The sequence below is a fragment of the Stenotrophomonas sp. C-A genome, assembly GCF_054030835.1.
On record NZ_CM132916.1, the window covers coordinates 2,684,248 to 2,699,251 of the forward strand.

Annotated in this window: 15 protein-coding genes; 14 read left to right on the forward strand and 1 reads right to left on the reverse strand. The window is 66.9% G+C overall.

Translation table 11 applies throughout. The features are described from left to right. The first annotated feature begins 18 nt into the window (after positions 1-18). From ACW5IY_RS12605 to eptA, 10 genes are all read left to right on the forward strand, one after another. The gene (locus tag ACW5IY_RS12605; protein WP_239682863.1) at positions 19-1,989 is read left to right on the forward strand and encodes an FUSC family protein; all 1,971 of its coding nucleotides are present in this window, start codon (positions 19-21) and stop codon (positions 1,987-1,989) included. A gap of 4 nt (positions 1,990-1,993) precedes the next feature. After that, positions 1,994-2,203: a DUF1656 domain-containing protein gene (locus tag ACW5IY_RS12610; protein WP_019659903.1), complete on the forward strand. Its 210-nt coding sequence runs from the start codon at positions 1,994-1,996 to the stop codon at positions 2,201-2,203. A gap of 1 nt (position 2,204) precedes the next feature. Beyond that, the gene (locus ACW5IY_RS12615; protein ID WP_049437612.1) at positions 2,205-3,089 is read left to right on the forward strand and encodes an efflux RND transporter periplasmic adaptor subunit; all 885 of its coding nucleotides are present in this window, start codon (positions 2,205-2,207) and stop codon (positions 3,087-3,089) included. Beyond that, positions 3,086-4,522, forward strand: a complete 1,437-nt coding sequence (locus ACW5IY_RS12620; RefSeq protein WP_049437614.1) for an efflux transporter outer membrane subunit — start codon at positions 3,086-3,088, stop codon at positions 4,520-4,522. Before ACW5IY_RS12615 ends, ACW5IY_RS12620 begins: the two co-directional genes overlap by 4 nt. 133 nt (positions 4,523-4,655) lie before the next feature. After that, a complete protein-coding gene (locus ACW5IY_RS12625) occupies positions 4,656-5,003 on the forward strand; it encodes an RcnB family protein (protein WP_049437616.1) in 348 nt (115 codons plus the stop codon). A 69-nt stretch (positions 5,004-5,072) separates the two neighbouring features. After that, the gene (locus ACW5IY_RS12630; RefSeq protein ID WP_049437618.1) at positions 5,073-5,621 is read left to right on the forward strand and encodes a Cif family virulence factor; all 549 of its coding nucleotides are present in this window, start codon (positions 5,073-5,075) and stop codon (positions 5,619-5,621) included. Between the two features lie 104 nt (positions 5,622-5,725). Further along, a complete protein-coding gene (locus ACW5IY_RS12635) occupies positions 5,726-6,400 on the forward strand; it encodes a response regulator transcription factor (RefSeq protein ID WP_049437620.1) in 675 nt (224 codons plus the stop codon). After that, entirely contained in the window at positions 6,397-7,629 is a 1,233-nt protein-coding gene (locus tag ACW5IY_RS12640) for a sensor histidine kinase (protein WP_049437622.1), read from the forward strand. The genes ACW5IY_RS12635 and ACW5IY_RS12640 overlap by 4 nt, the downstream gene beginning before the upstream one ends. A gap of 58 nt (positions 7,630-7,687) precedes the next feature. Continuing rightward, the gene (locus ACW5IY_RS12645) at positions 7,688-8,074 is read left to right on the forward strand and encodes a diacylglycerol kinase (protein ID WP_049437623.1); all 387 of its coding nucleotides are present in this window, start codon (positions 7,688-7,690) and stop codon (positions 8,072-8,074) included. Between the two features lie 73 nt (positions 8,075-8,147). Continuing rightward, entirely contained in the window at positions 8,148-9,956 is a 1,809-nt protein-coding gene (gene eptA / locus ACW5IY_RS12650) for a phosphoethanolamine transferase EptA (protein ID WP_049437626.1), read from the forward strand. Here the strand turns inward: eptA and ACW5IY_RS12655 are convergent. Next, the gene (locus ACW5IY_RS12655) at positions 9,860-10,780 is read right to left on the reverse strand and encodes a M14 family metallopeptidase (RefSeq protein ID WP_049437628.1); all 921 of its coding nucleotides are present in this window, start codon (positions 10,778-10,780) and stop codon (positions 9,860-9,862) included. The two genes, eptA and ACW5IY_RS12655, sit on opposite strands and share 97 nt — an antisense overlap. Before the next feature lie 144 nt (positions 10,781-10,924). Between ACW5IY_RS12655 and ACW5IY_RS12660 the strand changes: the two genes are divergently transcribed. From ACW5IY_RS12660 to ACW5IY_RS12675, 4 genes are read left to right on the forward strand one after another with little or no spacing between them, the layout of a single operon-like run. After that, a complete protein-coding gene (locus ACW5IY_RS12660; protein WP_049437630.1) occupies positions 10,925-11,578 on the forward strand; it encodes a DUF3348 family protein in 654 nt (217 codons plus the stop codon). 10 nt (positions 11,579-11,588) lie between these two features. Then, the gene (locus ACW5IY_RS12665; protein WP_049437632.1) at positions 11,589-13,853 is read left to right on the forward strand and encodes a DUF802 domain-containing protein; all 2,265 of its coding nucleotides are present in this window, start codon (positions 11,589-11,591) and stop codon (positions 13,851-13,853) included. After that, entirely contained in the window at positions 13,850-14,488 is a 639-nt protein-coding gene (locus tag ACW5IY_RS12670; RefSeq protein ID WP_005409939.1) for an OmpA family protein, read from the forward strand. Before ACW5IY_RS12665 ends, ACW5IY_RS12670 begins: the two co-directional genes overlap by 4 nt. Then, a complete protein-coding gene (locus ACW5IY_RS12675) occupies positions 14,412-14,855 on the forward strand; it encodes a DUF2894 domain-containing protein (RefSeq protein WP_425602585.1) in 444 nt (147 codons plus the stop codon). Before ACW5IY_RS12670 ends, ACW5IY_RS12675 begins: the two co-directional genes overlap by 77 nt. Positions 14,856-15,004 lie beyond the last annotated feature (149 nt).

Below are 15,004 nucleotides of genomic sequence, written 5' to 3' on the forward strand. Positions count from 1 at the left end.
GTGCGGCCGATCACTAGCATGACCCGCATGCACCTCCCCACACCTTTTCTTCCCCACCTGTTCCAGGCATTCGCCCGGTTGAAAAGCCCTGCCCTCAGGACCGACCAGGAGGCGGTGCTGTTCTCACTCAAATGCCTGCTCGCCGCGTCGCTGGGGCTGTATGTCTCCCTGCGGATCGGCCTGAACCGCCCGTTCTGGGTGATCGGCACGGTCTATCTGGTGTCGCAGCCCCTTTCCGGGGCGACACTCAGCCGAGGCCTGTTCCGTCTGCTCGGCACCGTGGGCGGGGCCGTCGCCACCGTCGCACTGGTGCCACGATTTGCCAATGCCCCCCTGGTGCTGAGCGCCGCGCTCGCGGCGTGGATGGCGCTGTGCCTGTACCTGGCGATGCTCGACCGCACGCCGCGTGCGTATGCGTTCCTGCTGGCCGGCTATACCACCAGCCTGATTGGTTTTCCTGCGGTGATGGTGCCGGGAGATGTGTTCACCATTGCCATCACGCGGGTGCAGGAAATCTCCATCGGCATCCTGGCCGCCACGCTGGTACATGGGTTGGTGCTGCCGCGCCGGGTCTCGATGCGCGTGCACGCGCGGGTTGCTGCCGTACTGGATGATGCGGAACGATGGACACGCGACATGCGCGCCGGTGCATCGGACACGGTACTGGCGACGGACCGCTCGAAAGTGGCCGCCGACCTGCTCGAGCTGCATGTGCTGTCGATCCACCTGCCCTTCGACAGCGCCCACGGCGTGGCCCAGGTGCAGATCCTGCGTGCCCTGCATGACCGGATGCTGGACGTCCTGATGCTGTCCAGCGCGATGGAAGATTCCATCGACCGGCTGCGTTCACCACAGGCCGGCGCGATGGATGCAACGGGCTGGCGCGATCTGCTGCAGGCCGGCCTCGCCGCGCAACAGGCCGAGCTCGACCTCGCCCACGCCGACTGCCGCGTGCTGCAGGCACAACTATGCACTGCCCGCCCCGACTGGCGCCTGCATGTACCTGCTCGCCTTGCGCGACATGTGCAGGGTGCGGTACTTCACCGGGATCATCGGCTTGCCCTGCGTAGCGCGCTGGGCGCGTTCGCCGGCATCCTGCTGAGCTGCGTTCTATGGATCGCTACTGGCTGGTCGGAGGGCGCCACAGCGGTGTCCATCATCGGCACGGCGTGCGTGCTGTTCGGCACAATCGAAGCACCTGCGCCGCATGTCATGCGCTATCTGGTGGGGTCGTTGATCGGTGTTGCCGTCGGCCTGCTCTACGGTCTGCTGATCTTCCCCGCGCTGTCCGATATCACCGGCCTGATTGCCGCGCTCGCGCCGGTGCTGCTGCTGTGCGGATCGTTCCTGGCCAGGCCGCCCTTCATCATGGCCGCCCTGGGCGTGGTGCTGACTTTTCCGCTCATCGCAGGTCTGGGTGCGACCAATACGGTCAACATCGTCGGCGCACTCAACAACAGCATTGCATTGTTCGTCGGTACGGCAATGGCACTGTGCAGCATGCAGCTGTTCCAGACCGCCGATGCGGGCCGCAACCGCGCACGGTTGGAGCGTTCGATCCGTCGGGACATCGCACGACACGCCGCCGGACGAGGTGATGTGACCCGCGCCTGGCTCAGCCGCATGCTGGATCGCATCGGGCTGCTCGCTCCAAGGTTGCAGGGTCGTTCCAGCGCAGCACACGACCTGCGGGCATTGTTTGCGGACGTTCGTGCGGCACATGCATCCAACCAGCTCCGCGCTCTGGAAGAGTATCTGGACAACCCACACGTACGGCCGCTTCATGCGGCGCTGATCGAACGCGTCGCCGCACATTTCAGGATCCGCGCCCACGCGGCACACGGTGTCGACACCCATCTTCTGGAACTGCTGGACCGCATGCGCGAGACAGCGGCGGCCAGCAGCGGGGCTGAGCAGGAGCATCTGTCGCACCTGCTCTGTGGATTGCGCCGCGATCTGCTCGTTTCCCCGCTTACCCATCGGCACTGACCTCATGCCTTCTGATCTTTCCATTGATGGCGTGCTCATTCCCGGCCTGCTCGCCGTGGCCGCTGCCGCCTTGGCGCTGTCGATACTGACTTCACGCCTGCTCGCCAGCCTCGGTCTGTACCGGTTGTTCGCCGCGCGGCCCCTGGTGGGCCTGTCCCTGTTCGTGATCCTGGCGGAGCTGATGGTCCGGCTCTCGCCCCTGCTCGAGAAATGAAATGAAATACCTGCTTGCTGTCATTGGACGCTGGAGCGCAACGCTGGCCGTGTGTGCACTTGCCATCATTGCCGCGCTCTCCATCTGGAATCGTTACGAAATGCGCCCATGGACGCGGGACGGGCGGGTGCGCGCCGATGTGGTGCGCGTTGCGTCGGACATGGGGGGGCTGGTCACCCAGGTGCTGGTGCACGACAACCAGCGGGTCAGCGCCGGCCAGCTGCTGCTGGTGCTCGATCAGCCACGCTTCGCCGCCACGCTCGAGAAGGCAGACGCGGCGGTCAGGAGCGCGCATGCCACGCTGGCGCTGGCCCGCCGCGAATCGGCCCGGGACAACGCACTTGGCAACCTGGTCGCCTCGGAAACACGCGAACGCAATGCCGCCAAGGTCGATACCGAGCTGGCCACCCTGGCCCAGGCACGAGCCGAACAGCGCGTGGCCCAGCTCAACGTGCAACGCACCGAGGTGCGCGCGACCACCGATGGCATCATCACCAACCTGGACCTGCACGCGGGCGACTACCTGCAACCCGGTGCGCAGGCACTGGCACTGATCGACACCCGCAGCCTGCGTATCGAGGGCTACTTCGAGGAAACCAAACTGGGCTGCATCACCGAGGGCGATGCCGCCGTGGCCCGGCTGATGGGCGACGACCACGACGTCCGCGGACACGTGGATACCATCGCCGCCGGCATTGCCGACGATCAGCGCTCAAGCACGCACAACCTGCTGCCGGCCGTGGCGCCGACCTATACCTGGGTGAGGCTGGCACAGCGCATCCCGGTACGCATCCGCATCGATGATGCGCCGTCGGATTCCCGCCTGATCGTGGGCCGCACTGCGAGTGTGACGATCACGCCCTCGGCACAGGGAACCTGCAAGTGAGCTTGCGAACAGTACGTGGTGGGCTGCTTGCCCTGCTGCTGCCGATGACGGCCTGCGTGTCCGGCCCCGACTATCACCTGCCGGCGAGCGCTGTCGCAGCCTCCCCACGGGCGGCGCGGGCGTTCGTCTCGGGCCAGGAGGCATCGTTCAGCCACGACGCGCCACCGGTTCGATGGTGGCAACTGTATGGCGACCCCCAGCTTGACGCCTACGTACGCGAAGCACTGGCGACCAATACCGACCTGCGCGCCGCCGATGCCAACCTTCGGCGCGCCAGCGCAACCGTGCTGGAGTACCGCGCGCGCGGTGCCGTGCAAGGGGACGTGGATGCATCGGGCACGCTCGTCCATGCCGGTGGCTACACCCAGGCGTCGGCCGCGCCGCAGTCGTACGCGCTGGGCCTTCAGCTCTCCTATCCAGTGGATCTTGCAGGCGGCATCCGCCGCGGTATCGAAGCCGCCAACGCGGACGCCGAGGCCGTCGCTGCGGCACGGGACCAGGTCCGCGTGGTCGTCGCTGCTGCCGTCACCCGTGCCTATCTCCAGGTGTGCACCCGCAATCACACGCTCGCCGCAACCCGGCAAGTGCTGGCGATACAGCGCGCCACGCTGGAGGCAACCCGACGCCTGGCTGCAGGCGGGCGCGGAACGGACTTCGATGTCAGCCGTGCCGGTGCCGCCGTCAACCGCAGCGCGGCGGGGATACCGCACCTGCTGGCAGAGCGCCAGGCCGCACTGTTCGAACTGGCGGCGCTGATGGGCAGGCTCCCGGCAGACTATCCCAGGGAAGCGGAAGGGTGCCCACAGCCCCCTGAGCTGGAGCAAGCATTGCCGGTCGGTGACGGCTGGCAGCTGCTCCAGCGGCGCCCTGACATACGCGCAGCCGAACGCAGCCTGGCCGCCGCAACTGCAATGATCGGCGCTGAGACGGCGGGTCTCTATCCGCAGATCACCCTCGGCGCCTCTTCGGGCGTGGTCGGCACGCCGGCGCATCTGCTGTCGGCTGACGGCTTCGGTGCGAGCATCGGCCCCGTGCTGTCATGGCACTGGCCCAACCGCCGCGTGGCAAAGGCCCGCATCGCAGCGGCCGGTGCCAATGCAGATACCGCTCTCGCTTCGTTTGACGGCATCGTGCTGCGGGCACTGCGCCAGACCGAGACCGCGCTTTCTGCCTGCACGCAGGACCTTGAACGCGAGCGCAGCCTGGCGCAGGCGCGGATGGACGCAGCGCGGGCCGCCGGGCAGGCACAGCAACTCTACCGTTTCGGCAGGATTGATTTTCTTGACGTGCTTTCGGCCCAGGCCGCGCTGGCAGATGCGGAGTCCGCATTGGCCACCTCGCGCGCGGAGCGGGTCGACCGTCAGATGGAACTGTTCCTGTCACTGGGCGGCGGTTGGGCTGCGGGCGACACAGCCGATGATGCGACACGCTGAGATCATCTTCGCAGCAGCAGGCGCAACCCGATCTGTTCATGAACGGCATGCCGACACCCGTATTCATTCACATGGCCTGCCCTACATTCGCGTTCACAGCGCCGCATACCGCGGCCATGACGGAGACATCCCGATGACATCCATACGTCTGCTTGCCATTGCCGTGAGTACGGCCGCAGCACTCGCCGCAGCTCCCGCCTTCGCTGATCCGCCGCACCACGCTCGCGGCAACGGCCCGCCGCCGCATGCCGGCGGCCCCCACAACCGTGATGCGCCGCCGCCGGGCTGGCAGAAGAAGGCTTGGCGACGCGGTGAGCGCCTGCCGTGGTCCGAAGTGGATCGCCGATACTGGGTGGACGACTATGCGCGCTATCACCTGCGTGAGCCGGGCCGCGACCGGCGTTGGGTGCGCCAGTCCGACAACGAGTACCTGTTGGTGGAGATCGCAACCGGCTTGATTGTTGACGCGCTGCATCGTTGAATGTGGAGCGCGCCGGGGCCCTGCAGCCGTGGGCCCGGCGGCGCTCCTACCCTGCTGCGACCCACGTCAATGATGCGAACCATCGGATTCCAAGGCGCGCTTCTCGCTGCCTTCCTTCTCGCTGCCTTCCTTGTCGCAGGCCAGCCGGCCCACGCAACCCAGCACCCATCAGCTGCGGATGTAAAAGCGATCGAAAAGGTGATCGAATCGTTCCGCACCTCGCTGATCAACAAGGACAAGCCAACTTACATGAGCCTGTTCTTTTCGGACAAACCGGAAGATATCGGCTGGCAGTTCGTCTCCGAGGACGCGCGCCTGCAGGACATCCGCAAGGCCAAGCCCGATGCGATCAAGGCCCGGCAGATTCCCACCAATAACTTCATCGCGCTGATCGACGGAGCGGTGGCTTCGCCCAAGCCAAAAGAAGAGACATTCTCCAACACCAAGATCGAGACGGATGGCGACGTGGCCTCGGTGTCGTTCGACTACAGCTTCAACGACGATGGGGTGAAGACCAACTGGGGCAAGGAAATGTGGCAGCTGATCCGGACCGAGCAGGGCTGGAAGATCTTTTCGGTGATCTATTCGATCCGCGATTCACGCAGCCCGGCCGAGTGAACGTCGCTTGACGGGGCCGAACCCAGGCCGCGATCCATTCAGCATGCGCATTGGCAATCAGTCAGGGATCGGGCACAGTTCGGCCACGCGCAAGGACGCACGCCATGACCCGCCTGCTGATCATCGAAGACAACCCCGAGCTCGTAGCCAACCTGTACGCCTTCTTCGAGCCTCTCGGCTACGTGCTGGACGACGCCCGCGACGGCGCCAGCGGACTGCGCCGGGCCACGCAGCACGACTACGACGCCATCCTGCTGGACCTGATGCTGCCGCGCCTGGACGGCATGACGCTGTGCCAGAAGCTGCGCCAGGAATTCCAAAACCCGGTACCGATCCTGATGCTGACCGCACGCGATCCGGTCGAAGACCGCGTGCAGGGCCTGGCCCTGGGCGCGGATGACTACCTGGTCAAACCGTTCTCGCTGAAGGAACTGGATGCGCGTATCAAGGCCCTGGTACGACGGGCGCAGGGTCGCCAGGTCCAGAGCGTGCTGGCGTGGAGGGACCTGCAGGTGGACACGCGCTCGCCACAGGCCTGGCGCCAAGGCCGCTGCATTGCGCTGACACCCACGTCGCACAAGCTGCTGATGTGCCTGGTGCGTGCGGCTCCTGCGGTGGTGCGCAAGCAGGAGATGGAATACCTGGTCTGGGGCGACGAGCCACCGGACAGCGGCGCGCTGCGGACACACATCCATGAGCTGCGCCTGCAGGTGGACCGCAGCTTCGACACCGCGCTGATCACCACGGTGCACAGCGTCGGCTGGCGCATGCAGACGTGAGTCCTGCCTCCCACTACCGCCGCCTGAGCCTGCGTACCCGCATCACGATCTCGTTCGTGCTGTCGATGGCCGGTGCCATGGGCTTCATCGTGCTGGCCGAGCAGGTCGACTACGACCAGGTCCGGGCCGCTGTCGTCGCGCGGACCCAGGACAGCGAAGTGCAAAGGCTGCAGGCCGCGCTCGCTCGCGGCCAACGCCCCGCCCTGCCACCGGGGACTCAGCTGTTCGATGCCCACGACGTGCCTGTCGTGCTGCGCCAATACGGTCCGGGCTATCACGGCGAAGAGGCGCCCAACGAGTGGCACCTGCGCGTGTTCGATAGTGACGGCCAACGATATTACCTGCTGCAGGACGCGGCACCCTATGGCTACCTGGAACACCTGATCAATGCCTTTGCGGCACTGGTCATTTCGATCTGCGTGCTCGGCGCCTTCCTGATCGGCCGCAAGGTAGCGACGCACGTCATCGCACCCATCACGCGATTGGCGGACGCGGTGCAGGACGGCCAGAAGCCTTTTCCCTACCAGGACGCCCGCGATGAGATCGGTGTACTCGCCCGCGCCTTCGCCCGGCACAGTGACGAGCTCGAACGGTTCCTGCATCGCGAACAGTGCTTCAGCGGCGATGCCAGCCACGAGCTGCGCACGCCGCTGGCCATCATCGGCGGCGCTGCGGAGACGCTCGCCTGCCAGCTTCCGGCCGACAGCCACCTGGTTCCCAGCGCCGAGCGCATCCTGCGCACCACCCAGGAGATGCAGCGCCAGCTGACCTGCCTGCTGCTGCTCTCACGCGACCCCAGTACCGTGCCGCGCAACAAGGTGGCCCTGCGTCCGCTGATCGAATCCTGTATGGAGCGCTGCCAGCCCTGGATTTCCGGCAAGCCGGTGATCATTGCGCTTGATGCCCGGCACGAACCCGTGCTGGACACCAACGCCGATCTGGCGCACAGCGTGATCTGGAACCTGCTGCGCAATGCCTGCCAGTACACCGATCGGGGCGAAGTACGGATCACCCTCCACGACACCGCACTCATCATCGCCGACACTGGGCCGGGCCTGCCGTCCAGTATCGACCCACAGCAGTTCCAGCGTTTCCTACCTGGCAGCCCGCACAGTGGCGAGGGACTGGGACTGTCGATCGTAGAGCGCATCGTCGGGTACCTGGGCTGGAGGATGACGGTGCATTCCTCGCAGCGGGGCTGCCGGTTCAGCCTGGAGTGGCCCCTCTGACGGTTTCCTGACGCGCGCGTGCACATGCTGGAATGGCTCACTTCACGGCGGAACCCGCATGCAGCACCCCAAGGACAGCGGAAAGTACCCGCACGGCAAGACCGGCCTGAGCCGCATCTTCCACACCCTCATCCATTCGCGCGATGGTTTCATCGCCACCTTCCGCGGCGAAGCTGCCTTTCGTCAGCTGCTGCTTCTGCACACGCTGTTGATCATTGCAGCGTTCGTGCTGGACATCAGCGCGGTCGAGCGCGCGATAGTGCTGGCAGTCTGTTTCATCAGCCTGCTGGTGGAACTGCTCAACTCGGCGATCGAGGCGGTGGTTGATCGCATCTCTCTGGAACAGCATCCGCTGTCCAAGAATGCCAAGGACATGGGCAGTGCCGCGCAGACCACCGCATTGATGATGGTCGGCGCTGTGTGGGGCGTGATCCTGCTGGGGTGAGCCGCCAATCCTGACAACTTCCTGATAAAGCCGTTTCGATACTGCGCGCACTCCCGTTCCGCGGACCCTGCTCGTGCGTCAATGCCTCCGTTTTCCACGGCTCCATCCGATCGCTTTGGTCTGGGCCGCCGCACTGTTCTTCACCACGATTGGAAACATCGCCCTCTGGAAGACGCTGTGGGGGCTGATCGACCTTAGCAGCCTGCGCAGCGTGCTGTTCCTGGCCAGCTTGCCGGTGGTGCTGTTCTGCCTGTTCAACCTGATGCTGACGCCACTGCTGGCACTGCCGTTCCTGCGCAGGCCGCTGCTGGTGCTGCTCGTTGTCGTCAGCGCCGCCTGCAGCTACTTCATGCTGCACTACAACGTGCTGATCGATCGCAGCATGGTGCAGAACGTGTTCGAGACCAACCAGGCCGAGCTGAACGCCTATCTCTCGCTGCCACTGCTGTTGACCCTGCTGGCGCTGGGCGTGCTGCCTGCTGCCGGGCTGGCCCTGGTGCGCACCACCAGCGGGGCCGGTTCGATACGTTCGCTGCTGGTGTGGCCAGTCAACGTCCTGGTATCCATGATGGTACTGCTGGCAATCGGTTTCGCGCTCTACAAGGACTACTCCTCGCTGCTGCGCAACAACCGCTATCTCCGTGACCAGGTGCTGCCGTTGAACGTCGTGCGCCATACCCACGGTTATCTGAAAGGCCTCTACAGCACCCGCCAGCAACCTTTGCGCCCGATCGGCATGGACGCACGGCGCGTACCGGGGCCGCGCCCGAAGCTGGTAGTCATGGTCGTCGGTGAGACCGCGCGATCACAGAACTTCCAGCTCAACGGCTACCCACGCGCGACCAATCCCCGGCTCTCGCGCAAGGAAGGCGTCATCAGCTTCAGTGATGTTTCCTCATGCGGAACCGCAACGGCGATCTCGGTGCCGTGCATGTTCTCGCAGATGACCCGCCGCCAGTACGACGATGTACGCGCAGCGACCGAGGAGAACGTGCTCGACATCCTGCAGCGCACCGGCATCAGCGTGCTCTGGCGCAACAACAACAACGGCGGCTGCAAGGGCGTGTGCGAACGCGTGCCGACCGAGGACATGCCCGCGCTGAAGGTGGCCGGCCAATGTGTCAACGCCGACGGCACCTGCTACGACGAGGTGCTGCTGCATCAGCTCGAAACACGCATTGACGCCATGAACGGTGACGCCCTGGTCGTGCTGCACCAGCTGGGCAGCCACGGCCCGACCTACTTCGAACGCTACCCGGCACAGTCGCGGGCATTCAGCCCCACCTGCGACAGCAACCAGATCCAGCATTGCAGCAACGAGGCGCTGGTCAACACCTATGACAACACCCTGGTCCATACCGACCGCATGCTGGGCCAGGCCATCGACCTGCTGCAGGGCTATTCGGACCAGCGTGATGTCGCACTGATCTATGTGTCCGACCATGGCGAGTCACTGGGCGAACGCGGCATGTACCTGCACGGTACGCCTTACTTCATCGCACCGCGCGAGCAGACCCAGGTGCCGATGGTGATGTGGCTCTCACCGGAATTCAGCCGCAACGCGGGCGTGGACCTGGCCTGCCTGCGCGAGAATGCCCTGCACAGGGCGCACAGCCACGACAACGTCTTCCACTCACTGCTGGGCCTGTTCGGGATCAACAGCACGGTGTACCAGCGCGAACTGGATGTCTTCGCCGGCTGTCGCCCGTCGGCTTCGCCGGCCGTGGCCACCTCGCCAGCGAGGCAGCGCCGGTTGATGCCGGTCGCTGCCCGCAACGTGGCGCGTTACTGCGCCGCCAGGGCGAAATCCAGACCCGCGCACACCGCCGCCACCTGGGCGTCGTTGCATTCCTGCGGGTTGGTGCGCGGGCTGTCCGGGTAGACCTCGGTGGTGGTCGCAAAGCGCGCGTCGGTGAAGCCGGCGCAGGCGCCGATCGAACGCGACTCACCCCAGACCACGCCTGGCGACTGCAGCGGCAGGCCGACCAGGTTGCCCTCGGCGTCGGCCGGGGCGATATGGGTGACCGGGGCGACGGCGGTGATCAATGCCTTCTGGAATTCGGCCTGCGGATCTTCGCTGTTGCCGATCACGTAGAAGCCATCCGGAATGGTGTCGCGCTCGAACGGCTTGCCGTCGCGGGCGCAGCGGGCCGGATCGAACTCCTGCAGGTCGCTGTCGGTGGTCTCGTGCAGGTCCAGGTGCACCAGCAGGTTCGGCTTGCGCTCGGCCACCCAGCGCATCAGCGCGGCGGCTTCCTCGATCTGGCCGCCGTCACGGAAGCTGCGGTTCGGGTCGATGGCATCCGGGTTCCAGCGCTGGATGCGCTCGTAGCCCCACGGGCTGACGCACGGCGCCACGATCAGGTTCAGCCGGCCCAGGTAACGCTCGGCCTGCTGTTCCAGGAACTGCAGGGCGCCATGCACGCCGCTGGTCTCGTAGCCATGCACGCCACCGGTGATCAGCGCGGTCGGCAGCGCCGGGTTCCAGTCGTGGTTGACCACGGCAAACAGCGGGTAATGGTCCGGCGCATAGTCCAGCTGGCCGTACTGGATCACATCGAAGCTGTCGTCCAGCCGCTCAAGGGCGGCCACCACGTCGTCGTGATAGCTGCGCTGGCGCTGCTGGCGGGCCCGCCACTGTGCGCGTTCCGCGTCGCCCCAGGGCTGTCCGGGGGTGCCGATCGGGTAGAACTGCGCAACAGTCATTGGGTACTCCAAGGGTCGAACGGATGGGTGCAGCCGGTCATTCTAAGCCTTGTCGCGCCTGCGGGTCCCCTCCCCCGGCCCGGCCTTCATCCAGGCCGGGTCATCTGGTTGTAAAATCAATGGTTTTTGGCCCCACACCCCTTGATGGCGAACGCAGCGCAGCCGGTCCTGGGTGGACCGGAGTTCCTCCGCCTGCTCGCCCGTCTCAGCGACGGCGCGATGCCGGCCACCAGTCCCGCCCTGACCGATCGCCTCGGCCAGTGGGTGGACTGGAGCCGTGCCGTGGCCCTGTCCGGGGCGCTCGGTGGACGCCTGCCCGACCCCGGTGAAGCCGCCGAGGCAGTCGAGGATGTGCTGGCCGACTGTGCCCAGGCGCACGCCAGCCTGCTCGCCTCGATCAGTGAGGATGCCGAGGCCGAGCGCCTGCTGGACCTGGCCGAAGCTGCCGCCGCACCCAACTTCGCCTCGCTGCGCCAGCGCTACCGGGTACTGCAGCAGGCCATCCAGACCGCCACCGGGCGCCTGCGCGGCCGTCTGCGCGACCAGCTGGTGAAGGTTTCGCCCGAGCTGGCACGGCTGGCCGAGGTCGATGCGGTGATGGAACAGACCCTCACCCCGCGCGAGCACAGCCTGCTGGCCACCGCGCCGGCGGTGCTCGGCGCCCGTTTTGAACGCGTGCACGGCCAGCCCGGCTGGCGCACGGCCTTCCGCCATGACATGCGCACGCTGCTGCTCGCCGAGCTGCAGCTGCGCTTCCACCCGATCGAAGGGCTGCAAGACGCCCTGCGCTCCCACTGACCGGAACACCATGTCCAGAACTGCTTTCCATGTCGTTGTTTTCCTTGTCGGCCTGCTGGCCGTGTGCTGGATCGGCATTGGCTACGTTTCGGTGCATCCGCTGGGTGCAGCGGTGGCGGCGATCATCGCGGCCTGCTACATCGCCGGTGGCGTGGAGCTGTACCGCTACCGCCAGGCCAGCAACGGCCTGCGCACCGCGCTGAGTGATCTGTCCGGCGCCAGGGAAAGCCTTGCCCCTTGGCTGGAACGCGTGCCGGTGGGCCTGCGCAACGCCGTGCGCCTGCGCGTGGAAGGCGAGCGCACCGCCCTGCCCGCACCGGTGCTGACCCCTTACCTGGTCGGCCTGCTGGTGCTGCTGGGCATGCTCGGCACCCTGCTGGGCATGATGGACACGCTGCGCGGCACCGGCCTGGCCCTGCAGAGCGCGACCGACATGGCCGCCATCCGCGGCTCGCTGGCCTCGCCGGTACAGGGCCTGGCGGTGGCATTCGGCACCTCGATCGCCGGTGTGGCCAGCTCGGCCATGCTCGGCCTGCTGGCGGCGCTGCTGCGTCGTGACCGGCTGCAGGCCGTGCAGCAGCTGGACCGGGCCATTGCAAGCGACCTGCATCCCTACTCGCAGGCCTGGCAGCGCGCCGAGTCGCTGCGCCTGCTGCAGGTACAGTCCGCCGCGCTGCCGGCACTGGTCGACCGCCTGCAGGCGATGACACAGACCTTTGAACAGCACAGCACGGCCGCCAACGAGCGCCTGCTGGCCGGCCAGGCCGAATTCCTGACCCAGAGCCAGGCGCTGCAGGAGCGCCTGGCGGTCTCGCTGCAGCAGTCGCTGCGCGAAGGTGCCGAAGCCAGTGCCGCCGCCATCGGTGGCGCGCTGCAGCCGATGGCCGAGACCACGTTGGCCGGTCTGGCCCACCATGGCGAGGCACTGCACGCCCGCGTCGAGCAGGCCGTGCAGCAGCAGCTGGCTGGCCTGAGCGACGGTTTCGAGCGCAGTCGCATTGCGACCGAGGCCAGCTGGGCCAAGGTGGTGAGTGAACAGACCCAGGCACAGCAGGCACTGGTGGGCGATCTGCGCCAGCACCTGCAGGCCTTCAGCGATGGCCAGGCCACGCATGCCGAAGCGCTGGTCGCACGTATCGGCGAGCGCCTGCAGGCCGATGCACAGGACAATGCGGAGGCCTTGCGTGCCGCCGCCGAACAGCAGCATGCGCTGAACAGCGCGCTGGTCGAGCGCCAGCAGCAGGCGCTGCTCGCAGCCGGCCAGCAGCTGGACGCGCACGCGCAGGCGTTGCTGCAGGCACTGGAGCAGCGCCACAGCGCCAGCCAGTCGCTGCTGCAGGACCACGAACAGCAACGCGCGCAGGATTGGCAGGCCGCCCAGGCCGCCGCCGCAACCGCGCATGCCGAACTGCAGGCCAGCCTGGACAGCCGCGAGCAGCAGCGCCAGGCGCGATGGGACGCGGTCAGCGCCGAACTGCAGCAAGCCCACGCCGCGCTGCATGCGCAGCTTCAGGCCGGCGACGAACAGCGCCTGCAGCGCTGGAGCGATGCCTTGCAGCACGTTTCCACCGACCTGGCCGAGCGCCTGCAGGCCAACGGCGAACGCCTCGCCGCACAACAGCAGCGGGTCTGCGACACGCTGGCCGCCACCGCGCAGCAGATCGGTGAGAACGGTCGCGCGCAGGCCAGCGCCACGCTGGCCGAAGTCTCCACCCTGCTGCAGACCGCGGCAGCCGCGCCGAAGGCCGCTGCCGACGTCATCAACGAACTGCGCAGCACCCTGTCCGAAAGCCTGGTGCGCGACAACGCAATGCTGGAAGAGCGCGGTCGCCTGCTGGCCACCGTGCAGACCCTGCTCGATGCGATCAATCATGCTTCGCACGAGCAGCGCACCGCAGTGGACGCGCTGGTCGGCGGCTCCGCCGAGCTGCTGGAACGCGTCGGCAACCGCTTCACCGACCATATCGCCGCCGAGACCGGGAAGCTGGACGGCATCGCCGCAGCGCTCAACGGCAGCGCCGGTGAAGTGGGCCAGTTGGCCAGCACCTTTGGTGAGGCGGTCGCGCAGTTCGGCAGTGCCTCCACCGAGCTTTCCGGCCGCCTGGAACAGATCGGCGGCGCACTGGATGCCTCGCTGGCGCGCAGCGACGAGCAGCTGGCCTACTACGTGGCGCAGGCGCGCGAGGTGGTCGACCTCAGCCTGCTGTCGCAGAAGCAGGTAATGGAGGAACTGCAGCAGCTGGCCGCGCGCCGCGGCAAGGCCGCCAGCGCATGAGCGACGAACTGGAGGTCGATGGCGGCTCGCATGCCCCGATCTGGGCCGCCTTTGGCGACCTGATGTCAGTGCTGCTGGGGGCGTTCGTGTTGATCCTGGTCGGCGTGGTCGCCGTGCAGCTGGAGCTGTCGCAGCGGCTGGACCAGGAGGTGAAGCAGCGCCAGGCCGAAGCCAAGCGTCTGCAGACCCTGGAACAGGCACTGGCCGGCCCGCTGGCTGCTGGCCGGGTGACGCTGGTCGACGGCCGCATCGGGATCAGCGGCAGCGTGTTGTTCGCGCTCAACTCCGACCAGCTGCAGCCGGAAGGCCAGGAGCTGCTGCGCAGCCTGGCGGCACCGCTGGCCGCCTATCTGGGCAGTCGCGAAGAAATCCTCATGGTCAGCGGCTTCACCGATGACGCGCCCGTGCGCGAAGGCAACCGCCGCTTCGCCGACAACTGGGAGCTGTCCGCGCAGCGTTCGCTGACCGTGACCCGCACCCTGATCGCCGATGGCGTACCGGCCGACGCCGTGTTCGCCGCCGCATTCGGCAGCGAGCAGCCGGTCAGCTCCAACGCCAATGAGGAAGGCCGCGCACGCAACCGTCGCGTGGAGATCGCGCCGATTCCCAAGCCCAAGGCGCCGGATGCCAAGTAAGCCGCCAGCGCTCGAAGGCCTGCGCGCACTGGTGCGCGACCTGGACGCAGGGTCGCGCTCGCTGCCGCATTACCCGCAGGTGCCGATGCTGCAGCAGGTGCAGCGCGAGTGGTCGGAACTTCGCAGCGAACTGCAGGTGCGCCGCTCGCTGCGCACCGAGGCCCCCGCCGACGGCGGCCCGCTGAACTCGGCGGTGCTGGTGCAACGCATGCTGGACACGATGCAGGCGACCAGCCCCGGCTACCTGCGCCACTTCATCGACTACGTGGACACCTTGTCCTGGCTGCAGGCGGTGCAGGATGGCGCCGCCAGCGGCGCAGATACCGCAAAGCCGAAGCGCGCGCGCAAGCCGCGCAACGCTGGGTAAGCATTTGGTAGCTGCCAACCTCGGTTGGCGCTCCTTCACCACGATGCTGCCCATGCCAACCAAGGTTGGCGTCTACCGTGACCCTGAAGCGTTTGTAGAGCCGAGCCCATGCTCGGCTCCGGGAACACGCAGCCGAGCATGGGCTCGGC

What these genes read in the sequence shown, in the direction of transcription:
- ACW5IY_RS12605 (WP_239682863.1), top strand. Translation starts at nt 19, where the DNA reads ATGACCCGCATGCACCTCCCCACACCTTTTCTTCCCCACCTGTTCCAG.
- ACW5IY_RS12610 (WP_019659903.1), top strand. Translation starts at nt 1,994, where the DNA reads ATGCCTTCTGATCTTTCCATTGATGGCGTGCTCATTCCCGGCCTGCTC.
- ACW5IY_RS12615 (WP_049437612.1), top strand. Translation starts at nt 2,205, where the DNA reads ATGAAATACCTGCTTGCTGTCATTGGACGCTGGAGCGCAACGCTGGCC.
- ACW5IY_RS12625 (WP_049437616.1), top strand. Translation starts at nt 4,656, where the DNA reads ATGACATCCATACGTCTGCTTGCCATTGCCGTGAGTACGGCCGCAGCA.
- ACW5IY_RS12630 (WP_049437618.1), top strand. Translation starts at nt 5,073, where the DNA reads ATGATGCGAACCATCGGATTCCAAGGCGCGCTTCTCGCTGCCTTCCTT.
- ACW5IY_RS12635 (WP_049437620.1), top strand. Translation starts at nt 5,726, where the DNA reads ATGACCCGCCTGCTGATCATCGAAGACAACCCCGAGCTCGTAGCCAAC.
- ACW5IY_RS12645 (WP_049437623.1), top strand. Translation starts at nt 7,688, where the DNA reads ATGCAGCACCCCAAGGACAGCGGAAAGTACCCGCACGGCAAGACCGGC.
- ACW5IY_RS12655 (WP_049437628.1), bottom strand. Translation starts at nt 10,780, where the DNA reads ATGACTGTTGCGCAGTTCTACCCGATCGGCACCCCCGGACAGCCCTGG.
- ACW5IY_RS12660 (WP_049437630.1), top strand. Translation starts at nt 10,925, where the DNA reads ATGGCGAACGCAGCGCAGCCGGTCCTGGGTGGACCGGAGTTCCTCCGC.
- ACW5IY_RS12665 (WP_049437632.1), top strand. Translation starts at nt 11,589, where the DNA reads ATGTCCAGAACTGCTTTCCATGTCGTTGTTTTCCTTGTCGGCCTGCTG.
- ACW5IY_RS12670 (WP_005409939.1), top strand. Translation starts at nt 13,850, where the DNA reads ATGAGCGACGAACTGGAGGTCGATGGCGGCTCGCATGCCCCGATCTGG.
- ACW5IY_RS12675 (WP_425602585.1), top strand. Translation starts at nt 14,412, where the DNA reads ATGAGGAAGGCCGCGCACGCAACCGTCGCGTGGAGATCGCGCCGATTC.